The sequence below is a fragment of the Bradyrhizobium sp. USDA 4449 genome (assembly GCF_054056275.1).
Genome location: NZ_JBSRYD010000001.1, coordinates 4119870 through 4138873 on the forward strand (window position 1 = coordinate 4119870; position 19004 = coordinate 4138873).

Consider the following 19004-nt stretch of genomic DNA (forward strand, 5'->3'; position numbering starts at 1 on the left):
TCAGACGACCTCACGCTTCCGCAGATCGGCGATGCCAGCTGCATCAAACCCGAGCTCACCCAGCACCGCATCCGTATCCGCGCCAAGCTCCGGCGCCATCCGGTCGAGCTTGCCGCCGCCATGGGCGAGCTTGAACCCGCTGCCGGCAAAGCGCAGGCGGCCATAGGGTGTGTCGAGCTCCTGGATCGCGCCGCGCGCCTTGATCTGCGGATGATCGATGATCTCCTCGATCTTCCAGATGCTGGCGCAGGGCGCGCCGGCGTCCTCGAGAATTTTCTCCCACTCGCGTGCCGGCTTTGCCGCAAGGGCTTCCTCGATGATGGCGCGTAGCGCGGGCTCGTTCTCGTTGCGGGAAAACCAGTCGGCGAAGCGTGGATCGGCGAGCGTATCCTCGCGGCCCAGCGTGGACATCAGCACGCGGTACTGCTTCTCATTGTTGACGGCGAGCAGGATGTGACCGTCGCCGCATTTGAACAGGTTTGCGGTGGTCCGGCGGCTGACCGCCTGATTTCCCGAGAGTTGCTGCCGATGGCCGGCGACCGACCAGTCCGCGATTTGCCCCGAGAGAAATGCCATGGTTGCCTCCAGCATGGAGACGTCGATGAGCTGGCCCTTGCCGGTGCGGTCGCGCTGATAGAGCGCGCTCGACACCCCGAACGCGGCCGTCGCGCCCGAGAGCACGTCGCACACCGCAAAACCCGCGCGCGTCGGCCCCGTTTCGGGGTGACCGGTGATCGCCATGATGCCCGATAGCGCCTGCATCTTGCCGTCATAGCCCGGCCGCAATCGATCCGGGCCGGTCTGGCCAAAGCCCGAGACCGCGCAATAGATCAGTTTTGGATTGATCGCCGACAGCGCCTGATAGCCGATGCCGAGCTTGTCCATCACGCCCGGGCGGAAGTTTTCCATGACGACGTCGACCTGGGCAGCAAGCTTCGTCACGATCGCAATCGCGTCAGGTTTCTGCAGATCGAGCGTGAGGCTGCGCTTGTTGCCGTTGATGGCCTGGAACGCCGGCGCCAGCCCGCGCTCGGCCCATTCGCGTGAGAGCGGCGTCCGGCGCATGTCCTCGCCCTCGCGCCGCTCCACCTTGATGACATCGGCGCCCAGCAACGCGAGCTGATAGCTCGCATAGGGGCCGGCCAGAACTTGGGTGAAGTCCAGGATCTTCACGCCCTCGAACGGTCGCGTCACGTCTCTCTCCCGTTGTTTGTTGTTATTGGAGGACGTCAGGCGGCGCGGTTGCCGCGCGCGATCTCCTTCTGTTTGTCGAACTCGGCGCGACGGCGCGCCAGCTCCTCCGGCGAGAGCTGCGCGACATTGTTGTAGTCGAGCTTCCAGGAGGCATCCTCGCTCCAGCGCAGCGGCGACTGCATGGTCGTCTGCGGGCCGCTCGCGGTCTCCAACAGAGTGAGCGCCAGCTCCAGCGTCTGCGCCTGCGAGGGCACGTCATGCGGCTTGCCGGCAGAATTGCCGAGGGGGAAATCCGAGAACAGAAAGCGCGGGACGGCGGCGTGCTCGATGATGTCCTTGGCGCAGCCCATGATCACGGTCGGAATGCCATTGGCCTCCAGATGCCGCGCCACCAGCGCCGTGGTCTGATGGCAGACCGGGCAGTTCGGCACCAGCACGGCGACGTCGACCTGGTCGGCAAGGCAGCGCGCCAAAATCTCCGGCGCATCGGTGTCGAGCGTGACGCGATGGCTGCGGTTGGTCGGCGCGCCGAAGAAGCGCGGCGCAACTTCGCCGATGCGACCCGCGGCGCCTGCGTTCAAGAGTTGCGGCAGCGGAAACCAGGTGCCGTTGTCGGTGGCCGTGGTGTGCTTGCGGTCGTAGCCGATATGCGAGATGCGCAGATCGTGCTGCCGCGACGTGTCGCCGTCATAGACCTGATAAAATTTCGCGCTGCCATTATACGCCGCGCCCGGTCCCTGGTCGCCCTTGGCGGGATCGTAGGGCGCCGCCGTGGTGATGATGGTGACGCGCGATTGCGCCAGCTTCTTCTTCAGCGGCTGGAACGGCGCTTCGGTGTAATGCGCCCAGCGATACGGCGTGGTGTAACCGATCGCGCTGTAATAATCCCGCGTGCGCTGCATATAGGGCACGGGGGAATCATGGTCGGGCGCAAAGCCGAATTCGTCGTCGCGCGGAGCGGACATGGGCGCGTCTCCAGGTTCTTGTTGAGGCCAGACTAGAGATAGTCGGTGGTTTGCTCAACAGGCGCCACGGGCGCGCAGGCCAGAATTGTCGTCCCGGTGGGGCTATCTGAAAATATGCAGCGCCGCGTATTGCAGCAGCATGATCGCCTTGGCGTCGATGATCCGGCCGTCGGCGATCATCGCGAGCGCCTCGTCGATACCGAGCTCCAGCACCTCGATATCCTCGCCCTCATGCGCGAGGCCGCCGCCGGCGCTGACGCGCATCGAGGGCTCGTATTCGGCGACGAAGAAATGCAGCTTCTCGGTGATGGCGCCGGGGCTCATGAACGCCTCGAACACCTTGTGGACGTCGTGCAGACGATAACCGGTTTCCTCCTCGGCCTCGGCGCGGATGCGCACCTCGGGCGCGGCGTCGTCCAGCACGCCGGCGGCTGCCTCGATCAGCAGATCGTCGTAGCCCCGGAGGAACGCGGGCAGGCGGAACTGGCGCACCAGGATCACGGTGCGGCCCGCGCGATTATAGGGCAGCACGGCGGCCGCATTGTCGCGCTCATAGGTCTCGCGGTGCTGCGTCTGCCATTCGCCATTGGCGCGGCGGTAGTCGAATGTCGTGGTCCTCAGCGGGGTCCAGCCGTCCGAGAGCACGCGGACGTCCTTGATGCGGACGCGGTCGGAAATGGTCATGACTTGATCTCAGTTGCTTGCAGTGGTCTCGCGGCCGTCGAGCCACTTCTGGAACATCACCGACGTCGATTCCTCGAAGCCGAGCGACTGGTAGAACGCATTGGCCTGCGCATTCTCGCGGCGCACGAGGAGCTGCAGCTTTGCGATGCCGGCTTGGCGCAGCCAGTCTTCGGCCGCCGCCATGACGGCGCGGCCATAACCGCGCTTGCGCCCATCAGGATCGACGGCGACGTAGTAGGCCCAGCCGCGATGTCCGTCATGGCCGACCATGACGGACGCGACGATCGCACCGGCGTCGCGGCCGATCAGCACGGTGGAGTTCTCGCGCCGCCGCGCCAGCGCGATGTCGGCATGCGGGTCGTTCCACGGCCGGGTCAGGCCGCAACGCTGCCACAGCGCAACGACGTTCTCGACATCGGCATCATTGATGGCGTCAATCGCAAGCATGCTCACAGCACCTTCCCCGGATTCATGATGCCGTGCGGATCGAGCATCGCCTTGATCGAGCGCATCAGCTCGATCGCGGTCTTGTCCTTGACCTCGGGCAGCTCGTCGCGTTTGAGTACGCCGATGCCGTGCTCGGCCGAGATCGAGCCGCCCTTGCGCAGCACGATCGCGAACACGACGGCGTTCACCTCGTGCCAGCGCGCCAGATAATCCGCGGTGTCGGCGCCGATGGGCTGGCTGACATTGTAGTGCAGATTGCCGTCGCCGAGATGGCCGAACGGCACCGGCCGCGCGCCCGGGATCAGCTTGACCACGGCGGCGTTCGCCTCCGCGATGAATTCGGGCACGGCGGCTACGGGAACGGAGATGTCGTGCTTGATCGAGCCGCCCTCCGGCTTCTGTGCCGCCGACATCTCTTCACGCAGCTTCCAGAAGGCGTTGCGCTGGGTCAGGTTGGCCGCGATCACGGCGTCGTCCACGATCTCGTCTTCCATCGCACGGGTGAGGATCGTCTCCAGCGGCGTGCGCGCGTCGTCGCCGGGCGATGACAATTCCATCAGCACGTACCACGGATGCTTCTCAGCGAGGGGATCGCGCACGTCGATGCCGTGGCGAACGGAGAAGTCCACCGCCATCTCCGACAGCAGCTCGAAGCTCGTCAGTGCGTTCGCAGCCTCGCCTTGCGCGATGCTCAGCAGTTTCAGCGCCGCCGCTGGCGACTTCAGCCCGACATAGGCGGTCTCGACCGCCCGCGGCTTCGGAAACAGCTTCAATGTTGCCGCAGTGATGATGCCGAGCGTGCCTTCCGCGCCGATGAACAGATTGTGCAGATTGTAGCCGGTGTTGTCCTTCTTCAGCTTCGACAGCACGTTGAGCACGCGGCCGTCGGCGAGCACCACTTCCAGCCCCAGCGCCATCTCGCGCGCGACGCCATAGGCGAGCGCGGCGGTGCCGCCGGCATTGGTCGAGAGATTGCCGCCGATGGTGCAGCTGCCTTCCGCGCCGAGCGACAGCGGAAACAGCCGGTCGGCGTCGGATGCCTTCGCTTGCGCGATCTGCAGCACCACGCCGGCTTCGACCGTCATGGTGTTGGAGGCGGTGTCGACCTCGCGGATCTTGTCCAGGCGGCGCAGCGACACCACCACCTCGCCATTGTGCGGCGTCTGCCCGCCGACGAGCCCGGTGTTGCCACCCTGCGGCACCAGCGCGATTTTGTGCTGCGAGGCGAGCTTGCAGATCGCGGACACTTCCGCCGTCGAGCCGGGGCGCAGCACCAGGGGGGAGCGGCCGTGGAACAGATTGCGCTCCTCGCTGACGTAAGCCTCGATGTCGGCGGCGTCGGTGATCGCGTGGCGATCGCCAACGATCTCGCGGAATTGGTCGATCAGTTCGGGCGCAAGCGGCGGAATGGCGGATTGATTGATGTTCATCGTCTCGTCTCTGCTTCTTATCTCGCCACCGCGGCCCGGCGCAGCCGGTCATTGATCGCTTCACCCAGGCCTTCTTCGGGGATCGTCATCACCGCGATCGCTCGCGGTGCTTTCGCATCAAGCGCTCGAAGATAGCCGAACAGATTGGCCGCGGCCTCATCGAGGTCAGCCGTGGGGGACAAATTCATGACAGCGGCGGTCGCCTCCTGGCCAGGCAGGCGATCAGGCCCGAACGCCAGCAGCGCTTCATCGGCGGCAACGTCCCGCGCATCGAGCCGCACATGGGCGCGCGGCGCGTAATGCGAGGCCATCATGCCCGGCGCCAGCGGCTGGTTGTCGTCGCTCTCGGTCTCTATGGGCGCTCGCGCCAAGGGCGTGCCCAGCACGGCCTCGACCCGCTCCCGCGACAGCCCCCCGGGCCGCAGCAGCATCGGCGCCTCGAAGCATCCGACGATGGTCGATTCCACGCCCACCGTAACGGGCCCGCCGTCGATGATCAGGTCGATCCGCCCGCCAAGGTCGCTCGCGACATGCGCGGCCAGCGTCGGCGAGACGTGGCCGGAGATATTGGCGGAGGGCGCTACCACCGCGCCGCCAAAGGCGCGAAGGATCGCTTCCGCCACGGGGTGGGCGGGCATGCGGATCGCGACCGTGTCCAGGCCCGCCGTGGCGAGATCGGAGACCGGACAATCGTCGGCCTTCGGCACCACCAGCGTCAACGGCCCCGGCCAGAACGCTTGCGCAAGCTGCAACGCGCGCGCGTCGAACCGCCCGATCCGCCGTGCCGCGGCGAGATCTGCGACGTGGGCGATCAGCGGATTGAAGGCTGGCCGGCCCTTGGCGGCATAGAGATGGGCGATCGCGGTCGCGTTCGCCGCGTCGGCGCCGAGCCCGTAAACGGTCTCGGTCGGAAACGCGACCAGCCCGCCGGCAGCCAAAGTCCGGGCGGCGGCTTCCGCGCCGGCTTGGCCGGCCGGCAAAATCGACGTTTCAAGACCGGTTTTCACAGGGACAAAATTCCTCATAACGGCCGCTTGCGGTGCGCCAAACCCGACGCTATAAGCCGGCCTCTTGTCGGAGTGTGGCTCAGCCCGGTAGAGCACTGCGTTCGGGACGCAGGGGTCGCAGGTTCGAATCCTGCCACTCCGACCAAGACTTTCAGATACTTAGTGTTTTGCACTTTTTTCAAGCCCAAGAAATAGCCCAAGATTGATATCAGACCACGGCTTTTTTCATGGGCCGCTTGGCCGTGATACCCCGTACCGCGTCCGCAAGATGGTCCGGGTGGTGATGGCCATATACCCGTTCAAGCACCTCGACCGTCATGCCCAGATAGCCGGCCGCTGTCCATAAAGGGACCCCCTGGTGCATCAGCCACGTCGCCGCCGTGTGGCGGAGCGTGTGAGGGGTTACATTTTCGACGGTAGTGTCGATTTTGGCGAGCTTGACGACCGTCCCGAAGGCCTTTTTGACGGAGAGAACGGGCTTACCGTTGTATTCGACAAAGTGCTCCTTAGCGATGCCCAGTCGGTCCCAGCGGCGCATATGTGCAAGGAGGCGAGGCGGGATCGACACGGGAGGCTGGCGCTTGTTCGTCGTCTTCTTGCCGATTGCCTTGCGGTAGTACATTCCCCGCTCCAGATCGACGTACGATTTGCCGATGGAACGCAATTTGGACGCGGATGCAATCGCACCTGCTCGGGTTCCGGTGTAGCAGCCAATCAGAATGAAGCGGGCGACATGCCGAAGCGGTCGGCGGTCGGTGACGATTTTCTTGCCCTTGTCCGGTCCGACGTGGATCGTCTGGACCTCTCGATAGCGCCAGGCGCTCCAGATCATTCGGGCTGCCTCGCTCCGCGTGAGCCATCGTTCACGAGCTTCGCCTTTGTCTGGCAGCCAGACGTTGACCTTCCCGTAGTGGAGGTTTTCAGCGCCGTGATGATTGATGGCCGCTCTCAGCATCTCCAGATCACGGCGCGCGCCACCGGCGCCGCCGCCTTCCTTCTGGCGGTGCTTGACGTAGCCCTTGGACTCCCGGGTGTTGATGTCTGTCAGGACCTTGCTGCCCCAATATTTATTGAGGCGGCCGATCGCTTGCACTAAGTGGCGCTCCTGAGCAGTTAGCTCGCTTTCCGCTTTCTCCGGATCGATATGATCATCGAGGTAGATCGAAAGTACGTCAGCAATCGGAATGTCGTCGATCTCGCGCGCCTTCCTCTCAGGCCTCACCTGTTTGATCAAATAGTCCGAGAGGAATTTTACTGCTTCCGCTGGAGCCTTTGATTGATCCGGAGTTGCAGCAACTCCTGTGGAGATTTCCTTCCTTCCGTCGAGCACGACCCAGACGGGTTGTCGAACGATTGCCCCGTTCTTTCGGCGCGCAGCGCGCTTATAGAGACGCGGTCCTTTACTGGTACGCGACATAGTTTCCTCATTTCTTCGATATCGTTGAGGGTGACGTAAGTCTTATTTGCGATGGTCTCGTAGGCGAGCCGGCCGCGAGCGATCTCGCGGCGCAATCCAGCAACCTTCATTGACCCATCAGGAAACGCGAGCTGGGCTGCTGTCTCCAATCTCAGTGGCGTAGCCGGTCCGATGATGCCGACCGCGGAGGCGATTCCCTCCGCTTGAACGAGCGCTTTTGTCATCCGGTCGCCAAGTGGTTAGGTGTGGTGGACATGGACCGTATATCCATGTCCACCCGGATCATGGTTTAGGTATCAGCTTGAACGAGGCGCGCAGCGGACCAAAGCTCATACCTGATCGCCAGCGGTCCGCGCTCCAACTCCTGCATCGAAGGGCGGATCGTCCTCACGAGGCCGGCAGAGGCCAGGCGCTCGATCGCGCGGTTTGCTTTGCGCACTTTCAGCTTGGTCGCGGTCATGATGTCAGCCAAGGACATTGCGGATTCACCCTCGGAGAGCGCCTGGAAGCACATGGCCGATGCAACCTGGAACTCATTGAGATCCATGCACCCATCGTCCCAAACTTCGCCGAGAACTTTTCCGATGGCGTAGCTTGCCCCGGTCAAGTTCGGCCGAGCGTTTTGCGTGGGCAGTGCACTGGCTGATTGGTCCACGAGATCCTCCGATTGATTGGCGGGTGGCTGATTTGACAAAGGCTGCTCTCCTTTCGAGTTCGGGCGAGGCGTCTCGCCCTTCATTTGCTTTAATATCTTATTTCTGCAAATAATGCAAGCGTTGCTGCTCTTCGACGGGTGACGTGTCGTCCGCGGTTCGAAGCGAGAAATGGCACTAGAGCTTCAGGTTCGCGGTCCTGGGCCTGGCCGCAAGCCCTTCTTGCGCTTGCACTCGTTTGCTTTTTGTGATAAGAATGCAAATGAATTATTGGAGGTTCAGCTGGTGGCTCGTGGCCGTCGAAAATCAAGTCGGTCGAAGGAGGCCGTTATCACGTGGATCCGGCTGCTCATGCGGAAGAAGGATTGGAGCGGCACGGACCTGGCTCGCAACGCAGGCATTTCGCCCTCAACCATCCTGAGGGCCCTGAACCAGCCAAATTATGAATACGTCTTCTCGCAGAGAACGCTGGAGAAGATCGCTCGTGGGGCAGGGGAGCCGTTACCCGTGCACCTGAGGGATCACGTAACCGACGTCGATCAGATTGGTGGAGACCATTCGAAATGGGGATGGCAATCGTCGTCGCATCCTTACCGTCTCATCGATGTGCGGAGCGTATCTGCTCTGCCAGCCAGCTCTCATTCCAGGGTGAAGGTATCAAAGGCCGAAGTCGTGCCGGCACCGTTTCATTTGAAGGACGACGACACGGCGTTTGCTTTTCGAAATCCGGATGAGTCGTTGGGTCTGTGGTTCAGACCTCGCGCACTCATGTTCGCGACGAGGGCTCGTGATCCTAGCGGCGGGGATCTCGTGATGCTGACGGGAAAAGACGGTCGGACGAGAGTTCGACTGCTGCTGGGAATTACTGAAAACGGCCTCAGCCTATCGAGATCCATGCCAGCCAATGAGGATGAGAAAATGGCGTTCGATGAGATCGGGGACATTGCGGTGATTGTGGAGGTCGTGATCGACTAAGCAATCGCGGCTCGACCGGCAGCCACAGGCCGTGTCATTCGACAAACGAGTAAAGCCGCGACGTTGGCGCGTCACGGCTCCCGAATATCTGATGATCAACCTGCTAAGATTTAAGATTGAACAAGAACAGCATAATGCAAAACCGCCGAAAAAACAAGCACGCAAACGACAACACGCCTGCCTTCACCTCGCCGGATGGCATCCTAGTCAGGATCAACCGCGGCGGAAACAAGATGCAGTTCATCCGCGATCTGTGCCGCAACGAGAAGATCTCCCACGTCCAATTTCGGATGCTGGTGCCCTTGGTCGATATGTCGAATGAAGGCACGCATGAAGACTCGAAACTTTGGGGAAAGGCCTGGATGAATGTCGAGACACTGGCAACAGAGTCTGGATGCTCAGAGCGGGCGGTGCAGGACAACATGCCCTTACTTGAGGCCTTGGGGATCGTGAAGGTGAAGCGCGACCTGACCGATGATGGCCGGCCGAAGGGTGGTCGGTCGAACTTCAATGAATACTGGCTGCCAGGTTGGAATAGGTTCGGCGCTGCGAATGAAAATCAAGCAGAGGATGCCGACGATGCTCCGTTGGAAAAAAAAGAAAGAGTGCGCGCGGCTCCAGAAAAGGGTGCATGCGGCTCCGAAAAGGGTGCGTCCGGCTCCGAAAAGGGTGCGCAGCGTGCACCCGACTCTACCCATTCACCCCACTCAAAGACCCCACCCAAAGACCCGCCCGCCTCTGACGAGCGAGCCCACCAGGCTGCTGGTTCGCAGGCTGGTGGTGAGGGAAGCATGTCGCCGGAAGATGTTCGGTATGTGGAAGCCGCTGAGAAGATATGGCTCATGTTCCAACGGGCACCGGCCAAGGAACACGACGAGTTTGTGAAGTATTTCGTTGAGGACTGCAGAGCCGGAGTCATCACCAAGTCCGAGCAGGTGAGACACGGCCTTAAATGTTACATGCGGGACACCCCGCCGGACCGCCATGTATATCCCGTCCGGTTCATGAGGGAACGGTACTGGCAAACGTATCGTCTTCCGCCTGCAGGTGGAGGGCGGCACACGAAGCGGGTCGCAATCTAGTTAGACCCAGAGGTTCGGGGGCAGCAGCATTCGTTGCTGCTGCCGGCCCATCCAGTTCTCAGTCCAACATGCCGCTGCTGCACCGTAAAGGCGCGCCGCCCGATACTAAGGAATTCCGCGACCATGAACACCACCGCAGCCACGACCACCACCCACGCCAGCTCGACCTTCCGCCAACCCTCCGATCGCGCGGACGCGCTTAGGTGGCTCGACCACGGAGCCGAACTCGCCCGAGGTCTCAAGGCCGACAGAGCGCGTCACCGGGACGTGATTTGGCAGCTCCTCATCGAGTCCATCGAGACCATCGACAAGACGCCAGACCGGGAACGGCGATGGCTGACCTCCGGCAACCGATCGAATTGGACCCACTCAATCGGCCTGTCGCACAACGAAGTTGCGGCCCTTGAACGCAACCGCATCCTGTCCTCGATGAAGCCGTTCGACGACAGCGCGATGCCGCGGTGTCTTCCCCAGCGCGATGAGGAACGCGCCATGGGAGTCCTCGCGTGGATGCGATGGCTCAACACGGCGAAGTCCGCAGACAAACTCAGGCGGGCCGCCGTTGCCCTCGCTCGGACCGGCGATAGCGAGGTCGCGCACGGGATCTATTGTCCGAACCGCAAGCCAAGCGCCCAGAACATGTTCGAGATCAAGACCAGGACCGCTAGCCTTGTCCTGACCGGGCTCCGGGATGAGCTCGGCATCGTGCCGGGGGACGGCATCAGTTTCCGCCACCAGCAGGAGGGTCGCTTCCCAACCGTCGGGGCCGCCGTACAGGCGCTTATCTCATAGGGGAGCGGCCCGAGTGGTCCTGATCATCTAACCCGCCTCAGCGGCCGCGGCAGAGCGTCTTAGAGGCGATACCATTCAGTCACACTAGGAACTTTCCGTGCAATGATGACTGTCATATGGAATGATGATCAACATTCTTTAAGTGACTTGCTCGGCAGCCGCCAAGAAGTCACGCATCCAATTAAAAGAAGCAATTAAAAATGACGAAGTCTCGCCTACACAACCATAAATCTACTTGATTTTTCTCAGAAATGTGCTAGTAAATAGCTTACAATGCCCCTCGTTAGCTGAAAATGACAGGGCAGGAATCGCAAGGGGCCGCACTGGCCCCTCTTTCTTTTCCACCACCACCGTCCACCCGCCCGCTGCCTTCACTGGCACGCGGGCTTTTCCGTTTTGGAGACCATACGTGAAACAACAGTTCGAAGCCCATGAGCTTCTGACGAGTCCGATGCAGCACGTTTCGATGTTGCTGCCGAAGGTCCTGATCGAGCATATCGACCGAGCCGCACAGGCAGACGATCCGAGCGCACCGAACCGAAGCTCATGGTGCCGGCGCGCCCTAATCGCCGCTCTTCGTCGTGAGGCTGCGTGATGAGCAATGAAATTGAGGACGCGATTGTCGCGGCTGCACGAGCAGTCGGCTTTGCAATCAACTCCGCGACGATGACCACCGTTGCGATCGACTTGGCCGGATCGAAAATTGAACATGGCCTGATTATGGTCCCAGGCAAGGGCGGGTTGAAGGTCGGGGACTACCTCAAAGATCTGTACGCCAGGGCGCCAAGTGGCTTCAGCAAGGTGCAGCAGCCTGACAAGCCGGACTCTGAACGCACGATCGGAGAAATGCGCCGCAGGCGGCCACTGGACGCCGCCTGGCATGCGCGTCGTGCCAGGGCCACCGGCATCACCAAGGCCATGATGGACGAGGTCGCAGCTCTCCGCGAAGGGAAAGGGAACTGACATGAGCCGACGACTACGAAGTGCCACCGCCACCAGGTCTGCCATCGAGGCATTGGACCCCCACGCCCGGCAGCAACGCGCTCAGCATCTCGTCGCCCGCGAGCGGGGCCAGCGATTGGCGGCCGCTGAGGCTGAGGTGGCCGCAGCCATCGAGGCACATGAACGCGCCGTCGCCAGTGTGCCGGCTGCCGAAGCAGCTCTGGAAGCCGCCAAAGCACGGCTTGCTGAGGTTGAAGCGGAGATCAGCACAGCAACACTGGCAGCCTGCGGCTAGGTTACTAGATTGAACGGGCGAGTAGCGGCCTCACTCCCGGGGGCTCGCCCGTTCGTGGAGGCGCGGTAGATGATGGATGCTCGGATGGCCCTGCTTGCGGTGCTCGCGGCTCTCTCTACCGCGTCTCCCACCCTCGCCGAGTCAGCCTATCCAACACCGACGCACGATGGCCGGGAGCGTATCCAGCGCACCGGCACCTGCCCGACAGGATTTGTAGGCAAGGGCGCGTTCTGTGAGGCGCTGCACCAGGACACGCCACACGCCTTCCCGGTGATGGGCAAGACCTGTCCATCTGGAACCTTCCGCAGCGGGGATGCGTGCAAGGCGTTTCGTTGAGTCAGGACAGCTTGGCCGCCCTCTCACGCAAGCCGCGCCAAGACGCGCTGCACCTGCACTGCCTGCCACTTTCCGTTGCCGAGCGCGGTAGGAATGCCGGCCTGGTTCAAGCCATCTGCAATCGCCCGTAGGGATGTTGCGCCGTCTGCCTGTAGCTTGCGGATCGTCGGGCCGATATCAGCTGCATGTTTCGTGGTTCGCTCCAACAAGGCTTTCCGAGATGCTTCCTGCATCTTCGCGCCAGGGACAACGCCACGGTTGCCACCAAGCTGCTTACCGCGCCGCTTGGCCGCTGCCAGTGCCGCCTTGGTGCGGGCTGAGATCATGCCGGCTTCCAGCTCCGCCACCGCCACCATCTGCTGAAGAAGGAAGCGACCGGTAGCGCCTTCGATCACGGGCAGATCCGCGAACCGAACGTCAACGCCAGCCTCAAGCAGGCGGGACAGGAAGGCCACAGAGCGTGTAAGGCGATCAACCTTCGAGACCACCAGCGCAGCCCGATGCAGTCGCGCTGCGGCCAGTGCCTGCTCCAGCGCGGGCCGGTCAGATCGCTTACCTGACTCTACCTCGGTGAACTCGGCAACGATCGTCCAGTCGCCATCGTTGAGATACGCCGCGACCGCCGCGCGTTGAGCCTCAATGCCTAGACCAGACCTGCCCTGCTTGCCTGTGGAAACCCGGTAGTAGGTGACGAACTTCCCATTATGTTTCGCCATGGCCAGCCTGTTACAAATACTTCATCGTCCGTTGACGTATATGTAACGGGCAGGCGACGGCTTGATCAACTGAAAACTTCAATCGAGCGACGGTCGGAAGAGCGAAGCCAAGCCCTGCGCCCGTGAGGCTCCAAGTCGTCTGGCGTCCCTTGATGAAGGCCCCAGCCAAGGGGCCAGCCCCTCGCGCTCAGTTCAGGCGGCTGAGCTTCGCAAGGATCGTCCGCAAGTTCGCTGCGTACTCTTCGATCATCCGCAACGTCTCTTCCGCGGGCGAAGGATGCGGCGTCGGCGGAGCTTTGGTCTGGAGTGGCTGAGATTGGCGCTGCATGCCTCAGCGTCAACGATGAGCGCACGGCCACGTTGACAAATCGGAAGGACAGAGCACCGCCACCGCCTGCACCATCGGCGTCAGCATCATCCCTGTTGCACCGGCAGCGAAGGTTTCCCAGCGGTCGCAAGGGCCGGGTGAAGTCGCGAGTTTTTTATGCGGCATAGCCCCTGGGTCGGCCAACCACCTCCGACTTCGAATTACCAAAAGGCCGATTTTCTCAGCCCACCCCCGAAATAATCGGGCATCACCAATCCAAGCGCCGCACCAGCGCATTTTCGAAAAGGCGATTTACTCGCCTCAACCAAGAGACCCCCTTAATGTCCGAAAATCTCGACATCCGCGCTAGACTAATCGCCCTCAACGAAATGTCTCCGGCCCTTCTTAAGATCATTGCAGATATCAAAAAGCTGGAGTCCACTGCAAAGAGTTTCAACGCCTCGTTCAGCAGCGTCGGCCGCACCGGCATGCAATCATTCGACGGGCTCAGCCGCGCGACGAAAGCGGCAGCAGACCAGTTGCGGGGAATGGCCAACCTTAGCCGGTCGGCCGCCCGCACCTACTCGACGGACTGGGCCAGGGCGAATGCCCAGCGCTTGGCCGAAAGTCGGCGAACCTACGCCGAGCTGGGGAGGCTCGAGTCCAGTTATCTGCGTCAGATTGAGCGCCGGGCTGCTGTAAAGCGACGTCCTGGCTCCAGTAGGTCATACGGTGGCGGCCGCGTGCCTGCGCCGAGCATCCGCACCATTGTAGCCGGTGCGGCTATCACGGGCGCCGGTTTAGCGAGCGCCCTCCGGAAGCGTATGGAGGTCCAAGCCTCCGAGGTGCGCGCCCAAATGTTCGGCGACCTGGGCAAGGGCGAGGTCGCGAAGCTTCGCCGGGACTTCGCGGACAAGGCCGGCATCAAGTATGGCGTCGGCAGCACCAAGGTCATCGACACGGCGGTGGAAGGGCTGAAGGCCGGAGTCGCCAAAGAGTACGCCGGCCAGTTCGCTGAGTTGGCTCTCAAGGCGCAGGCCGGCCTCGACGTCAACCCGGAGGCAGTCGGCAAGTTGCTCGGTCGTCTCTCGACTCAGATGCCGTGGGACACCGGCCGGTTCAGCAAAATCCTGGATGCGGTCGCGGTCGCGAACAACGCCACCGCTGCCGATGGAAACGAGATCATCGAGGCGATGCGCCGCAGTCTGTCTGCGCTCGCGACAACCAAGATGACGCCGGAGCAATTGGCAGCCATAGACTCCACCGGCATTTCGCTCGGTGTCCAACCGTTCAAGATGGGCACTTTCGTCTCGTTCCTGACCAGCCAGATTGCCGGCGCGGATTTCGCCCGTGGTCAGCAAGCCAGCGACCTCAACTCTGCCGCGAACGCGCTGGGTTTTGGAGGGCGTGGTGCTATGGCCAAGGCCATGCGCGAACGGCCAATCGAGGCCATTCAGCAAATCCTTGATGGCCTCGCCCGGCTTCCGGAGAAGCTGAGGACGAAGGTCGCGAAGCAGATCGGTGGTCGCGAATGGATGGATGAACTACTTACAGTTGTATTAGGTCGAGACAAGCTGCGGGACGTATTGAAGGACATCGAGAGCAAGCCGGGCTTCCTCGACAAGACCGCGTTGCAGAAGATACGTTCGATGCAAGGCAGGTGGTCGTCGATCGTCGCCGCGCTGGGCCTAGTCTGGGAGAAGGTTGGTGCTGGTCTTGAGACCTGGTTTGATCAGATCAGCGACTCCATCATCAGCCTCGCCGACTCGTTCAACTTCGACACGATCCGCGAACATTTTGCAGCACTAGTTGATGGCGCTCGCGAGGGCTTCGGGCTCGAGAATTGGGGCGAAGTCGTCAAATCCATGGCCGACAACTTGGATGCCGGTACCGTCGCGAAGTGGCGGGAGTTCGGCAAGGGCTTCGCGGAAGGCATTCGCGAATTTGCCAGCGGGCTTAAGGGCGCCTTCTCAGCGCTGGGATTCCTCACTGGGAAAAATCCGGCAGATGCCAGGGAGATGGGTCAACTTGTCGCGCAACTGACCGGACTGACCGTGGCTCTTGCGGCGCTGTCGCCCGTGCTGAACGTTCTAGCTGCTGTCACCATCGGTCTCACAGGGCTAGGCAATGCTCTCGCATTCATCGCCGGCCTACCTGCTGTCGTCGCCCTTTTGAGCGCGTTCGCTGTACGCCATCAGAATGATGGCGTTCCTGATGCCAATGTGAAACAACCTCGGGAGACGACCAGCCAGTGGCGAGAGCGTCAGCGCGCCCATAGAAAAAACCTCTACCACAAGAGCAGCTATTACGGCGCGACAGACTTCTCGGGCATGCGTCGCACCAGCGACCTGTCCGACGATCTGACCAAGTTCACGGGCAGGGTCGAACGCGCGGCGTTCATGAATAGCGGCACGATGGGTGGCTTGCAATATGCTTCCATCAGTGGAGCAAGCGGCGGCTATGGCCCCGTCGGTCTCGGCGGACGCTCCTACATCGGCGGCGTTCCCCGCCTTCTGAAGAGCACGCCCGGTCAGGCGCTGCCCTCGTTTAACTCGGGCAGCATCATCCGGCGAGACAAGATTCCGTCGTTTGGCGGGATAGGTGGTGGTAGTGCCCCGCGGGGCGGCTTGGGGTTCAGCGGCTCAAGCATGAGCGTAGCGAAGAAGGCTGCGATCGACCAGCTGCGCAGGGAGGGTGTCCCGGAGGCGAACTTGAACCACGCAGCTTCGTTGCTGGTCGGCCAGGCGATGGCGGAGAGCAATCTCAACCCCAACCTGGTCCAGGATCGTGGCACGGGTTACGGCATTTACGGCGCCAGATTGAGCCGTCGTAATAAGATGCTCAACTGGTTGAATGCCAACGGCTATGCCAAAAACAGCCTTGAAGGTCAGATGCGGTACATGGCTCACGAGGCCATGACCGAAAGAGCCTATGCTCCGTCTCGCAACGCTCTCATGGGCGCAAGCGAAGACAACATGCGCCAGGCTACCACAACGCTGACGAATAACTTTGAGTCTCCGAAGATCGACAACTCGCCCACGAGGTATCGAAACAGCCTAGACGCGCTGCGATATAAGTTAGACGGAGCGGGTGGAGGTGTGGGACCTGGCAAGCTCGTCAAAGGTGTTGATGCACGGTTGCAGGAGATCGTGAACGCTGCGGCAACGCACCTGCCGGAAGGGTACAAGGTCGAGATGTCCTCGGGTTTCCGAGGCGCAAGACAAGCCAACCACAACGGCAATGCAGCCGACTACAGGATCATCGGACCCGACGGGAAAGCAATCTCGAACCGAGGCGAAGACCCGACTGGCATGTACGCGTTGCTGGCTCGCCATTCTTACGGCGAGATGCTCGCTCGCTATCCGAACCTGAAGGGCAAGTTCGCTTGGGGTGGCGCCTTCGGCACACAGCTCGGCGGCGGCGGTCAACGCGACTTGATGCACTTTGACCTCAATGGAGAGCGTGGTCGTTACAATCAGTGGCAACTCCGTAACATGGGGGCCGTCCCTGGTACGAACTACGGTGCAGATGTCCCCTCCAGAGTGATCCAGAACGTACCAACGCCTCCACCGCCGAATGCGCCCGGACCTGGCGCCGGTGGTTATGGGGGAGGTGGACCTGTTCAGATCCACATCAACGGCAGCAGCCACGATCCAGAAGCGCTCGCCACATTGGTGCAGCGCCGAATTGACGAGGTCATTAACTGGCGCACGCACGACACTGCAAGCGAATACACATGAATATAGGGGCGCGACACTGCGAATTGGGTCGCGTCCCCGTATCTTTCCCGAGAGCGGACGCGATTGAGTGCAGGGCAGGGGAAACGTCGCCGGACAGATTGAACTGTCGGCCTCTCCATTACCAATGGAGTGTGTGCTAATAAAATAAACAATAGTCTCAGACAGGTATGGCGCGTGCCCATACATTGGCGGTGTTTGTACCGCCGCGATCGTGCGACGCTGGCAAAGCGCAGCTTGAAGTCGTAGATTTCCAGCATGTCGATGACGGAGACGACTGCAGAACTAGCGCCCCCGGACCCGGAAGATCACCTCGTGATCTTGGTCCAGGGGATCAGTACACGCGCGAGGTGGATGGGCGAGATTAAGCCGGCTCTCGAAAGCGCTGGCTTTGCAGTCGCGCCCACGAGCTATGGAAAGTACGGATTGCATCGGTTTCTCTCGCCTTTCGTCGGTTCTAGGAAGAAAGCGATCGAGAGAGTGGCGGACGACATCAAGACGGCACGTCGTGCTTATAAGCTTGCCACTGGCGCCGAACCTACGAAAATGTCTCTAATCTCTCATAGCTTCGGTACCTATGTCGCCGGCAGAATAATGCTGGACTATCCTGAATACGACTGGGAACGAGTAATCTTCTGCGGGAGTGTGGTACGCGATGATTTTCCTTTTAATCGTGTGATCCTAGCCACGTACTGGCGGCTCCGGGCTTCGCATGTTCAGCACAGGGATACCATCCGCAGAGAGCTGGGAATGTGAGGCGCCATCCTTGATTTATCTCCATAGCTCACGCTCGCTGGCAGCAACACGCTTGAAAGCTAGTGACTACCAAGCCTCGCGAGCTCTAACGCCCCTTACGTGTAGCGAGCAGTTGGCGGATGTGGTCGAGCACAGGTCGATAATCCAGCCTTTTCGACCGCTGTGGGCCCTCCTCACAAAGGTCACCAGCCAGCGCGAGAACCTTGCCGACCGTCGCGCCCAGCATCGTCTTCACAGTCGGGTGTTTGGTCTTTATCCACGCAGATAGGGCAAACCCAGCACCGCTGGGGCCGCCAGCGTCAATCAAGGCCACATCGACAGAGTGTTTCCCGGCTTCGAAGCATTCACGCGCCTCATCGTGGTCACTTGTTTCCACCACGCGATAGCCGCACTCGCGAAGATATTCTGCCAGCGGATGGCGCACGAGCACGTCCTGCTCGACGAGCAATACAGTTGCTGCTTGCATGCGTACTACAGCGCCGGGCCGAGCATCTCCGCGATTTGCATTGCGATCTGCTTGGGATCGTAGGGCTTGCGGATGAACCTACCTACGCGGCTCGCTGCGCTCTCCAATTCGATGCTTCCAGAGGCAACGAGGATAAGGAGCATCGGTTGCAAATCGCGCACCCTCCCAGCCAACTCAAGGCCATCAAGGGTTCCCGGCATTCGGATGTCGGTTATTAGCGCGTCAATCCGCTCACCCGATGAAATGTAATCCATCGCATCATCTGCGGTGCTCGCTTCAACAACCTCAAGCCCCTCGCCTCGAAGATGCTCAGCTACGTAAGACCGGATGAGCCATTCGTCCTCCACGAGCAAGACCCTGACCCGGTCGCTCTTTGGCTGCTCTCGTGGGATCATCGTTGCTTCCTCGGACGCTCGTCACCAAACCAAGAGACGTGAGCGACGTTCCTCAATCAGTCACACCTAATGCATTAAGCGCTTGGGTGGCTCAACTCGGATCAGCCTGACGCCATCGGCCGCTCTGACCGTGACCACCTTCTGTAACCGAGTAGCTATTTTTTGCGCGACGCGCACAGCCTCTCCCTCGCCGTCGAGGTCCAGAACCATCAGGGAATATTCAGGAGCCGGGGTTTCGGTCATGCCTCGGAATTGCACGCCCGGTCGAGCCGAGCCATTGCCTATGTTAACCGCGAACCGTTGTTCCCCGGTTCAGTCCGCAAGCTCCCGACAGTCGCGGTGGGAACGAAATTAATGCAGGTTAATTATTTCGACGTTCAGACTAGGCCGGGAGACCGCCATGGAGCG

General features: G+C 61.3%; 19 protein-coding genes and 1 tRNA gene. 9 read left to right on the forward strand and 11 right to left on the reverse strand.

The genetic code is table 11. The features are described 5' to 3' along the window. The 6 genes from ACVIIW_RS19140 to ACVIIW_RS19165 form a co-directional block, all read right to left on the reverse strand. On the reverse strand, positions 1–1194 hold the full coding sequence (locus ACVIIW_RS19140) for a CaiB/BaiF CoA transferase family protein (protein ID WP_456702141.1): 1194 nt from the start codon (positions 1192–1194) through the stop codon (positions 1–3). Positions 1195–1229: 35 nt separating this feature from the next. Further along, the gene (locus ACVIIW_RS19145) at positions 1230–2159 is read right to left on the reverse strand and encodes a glycine reductase (RefSeq protein ID WP_456702142.1); all 930 of its coding nucleotides are present in this window, start codon (positions 2157–2159) and stop codon (positions 1230–1232) included. Positions 2160–2261: 102 nt separating this feature from the next. Then, positions 2262–2843: an NUDIX domain-containing protein gene (locus ACVIIW_RS19150; RefSeq protein ID WP_456702143.1), complete on the reverse strand. Its 582-nt coding sequence runs from the start codon at positions 2841–2843 to the stop codon at positions 2262–2264. A gap of 9 nt (positions 2844–2852) precedes the next feature. After that, positions 2853–3290, reverse strand: coding sequence for a GNAT family acetyltransferase (locus tag ACVIIW_RS19155; RefSeq protein WP_456702144.1), 438 nt, complete (start codon positions 3288–3290; stop codon positions 2853–2855). Positions 3291–3292: 2 nt separating this feature from the next. Beyond that, positions 3293–4720 (reverse strand): FAD-binding oxidoreductase, encoded by a 1428-nt coding sequence (locus tag ACVIIW_RS19160; RefSeq protein ID WP_456702145.1) that lies wholly within the window; start codon positions 4718–4720, stop codon positions 3293–3295. Between the two features lie 17 nt (positions 4721–4737). Beyond that, the gene (locus ACVIIW_RS19165; RefSeq protein WP_456702146.1) at positions 4738–5727 is read right to left on the reverse strand and encodes an L-threonylcarbamoyladenylate synthase; all 990 of its coding nucleotides are present in this window, start codon (positions 5725–5727) and stop codon (positions 4738–4740) included. Positions 5728–5795: 68 nt separating this feature from the next. Between ACVIIW_RS19165 and ACVIIW_RS19170 the strand changes: the two genes are divergently transcribed. After that, a tRNA-Pro gene (locus tag ACVIIW_RS19170) sits at positions 5796–5872 on the forward strand. A 63-nt stretch (positions 5873–5935) separates the two neighbouring features. Here ACVIIW_RS19170 and ACVIIW_RS19175 read toward each other — a convergent pair. After that, positions 5936–7144, reverse strand: coding sequence for a site-specific integrase (locus ACVIIW_RS19175; RefSeq protein ID WP_456702147.1), 1209 nt, complete (start codon positions 7142–7144; stop codon positions 5936–5938). A 289-nt stretch (positions 7145–7433) separates the two neighbouring features. Then, the gene (locus tag ACVIIW_RS19180) at positions 7434–7883 is read right to left on the reverse strand and encodes a hypothetical protein (protein WP_456702148.1); all 450 of its coding nucleotides are present in this window, start codon (positions 7881–7883) and stop codon (positions 7434–7436) included. A 265-nt stretch (positions 7884–8148) separates the two neighbouring features. Between ACVIIW_RS19180 and ACVIIW_RS19185 the strand changes: the two genes are divergently transcribed. The 6 genes from ACVIIW_RS19185 to ACVIIW_RS19210 all read left to right on the forward strand — a co-directional run bounded on the left by ACVIIW_RS19185 (position 8149) and on the right by ACVIIW_RS19210 (position 12219). After that, the gene (locus ACVIIW_RS19185) at positions 8149–8772 is read left to right on the forward strand and encodes a helix-turn-helix domain-containing protein (RefSeq protein WP_456702149.1); all 624 of its coding nucleotides are present in this window, start codon (positions 8149–8151) and stop codon (positions 8770–8772) included. Positions 8773–8888: 116 nt separating this feature from the next. Continuing rightward, positions 8889–9854: a hypothetical protein gene (locus ACVIIW_RS19190; RefSeq protein ID WP_456702150.1), complete on the forward strand. Its 966-nt coding sequence runs from the start codon at positions 8889–8891 to the stop codon at positions 9852–9854. 123 nt (positions 9855–9977) lie between these two features. Then, a complete protein-coding gene (locus tag ACVIIW_RS19195) occupies positions 9978–10646 on the forward strand; it encodes a hypothetical protein (RefSeq protein ID WP_456702151.1) in 669 nt (222 codons plus the stop codon). A gap of 594 nt (positions 10647–11240) precedes the next feature. Further along, positions 11241–11609: a hypothetical protein gene (locus tag ACVIIW_RS19200; RefSeq protein ID WP_456702152.1), complete on the forward strand. Its 369-nt coding sequence runs from the start codon at positions 11241–11243 to the stop codon at positions 11607–11609. A gap of 1 nt (position 11610) precedes the next feature. Beyond that, entirely contained in the window at positions 11611–11883 is a 273-nt protein-coding gene (locus ACVIIW_RS19205; protein WP_456702153.1) for a hypothetical protein, read from the forward strand. An 84-nt stretch (positions 11884–11967) separates the two neighbouring features. Further along, on the forward strand, positions 11968–12219 hold the full coding sequence (locus ACVIIW_RS19210) for a hypothetical protein (protein WP_456702154.1): 252 nt from the start codon (positions 11968–11970) through the stop codon (positions 12217–12219). A gap of 23 nt (positions 12220–12242) precedes the next feature. On the opposite strand, the gene ACVIIW_RS19215 is transcribed toward ACVIIW_RS19210, so the two are convergent. Beyond that, positions 12243–12935 carry a recombinase family protein gene (locus ACVIIW_RS19215; RefSeq protein WP_456702155.1) on the reverse strand — a complete coding sequence of 231 codons (693 nt, stop codon included), beginning with the start codon at positions 12933–12935 and terminating at the stop codon, positions 12243–12245. A gap of 648 nt (positions 12936–13583) precedes the next feature. Between ACVIIW_RS19215 and ACVIIW_RS19220 the strand changes: the two genes are divergently transcribed. Further along, positions 13584–16982, forward strand: a complete 3399-nt coding sequence (locus ACVIIW_RS19220) for a phage tail tape measure protein (protein ID WP_456702156.1) — start codon at positions 13584–13586, stop codon at positions 16980–16982. Between the two features lie 351 nt (positions 16983–17333). After that, positions 17334–17735, forward strand: a complete 402-nt coding sequence (locus tag ACVIIW_RS19225) for a hypothetical protein (RefSeq protein WP_456702157.1) — start codon at positions 17334–17336, stop codon at positions 17733–17735. Between the two features lie 85 nt (positions 17736–17820). Here the strand turns inward: ACVIIW_RS19225 and ACVIIW_RS19230 are convergent, their stop codons facing one another. Then, positions 17821–18201 (reverse strand): response regulator, encoded by a 381-nt coding sequence (locus ACVIIW_RS19230; protein WP_456702158.1) that lies wholly within the window; start codon positions 18199–18201, stop codon positions 17821–17823. A 5-nt stretch (positions 18202–18206) separates the two neighbouring features. Next, complete coding sequence (locus ACVIIW_RS19235) at positions 18207–18596, reverse strand: response regulator (protein ID WP_456702159.1); 390 nt, start codon at positions 18594–18596, stop codon at positions 18207–18209. Positions 18597–19004: the final 408 nt, after the last annotated feature.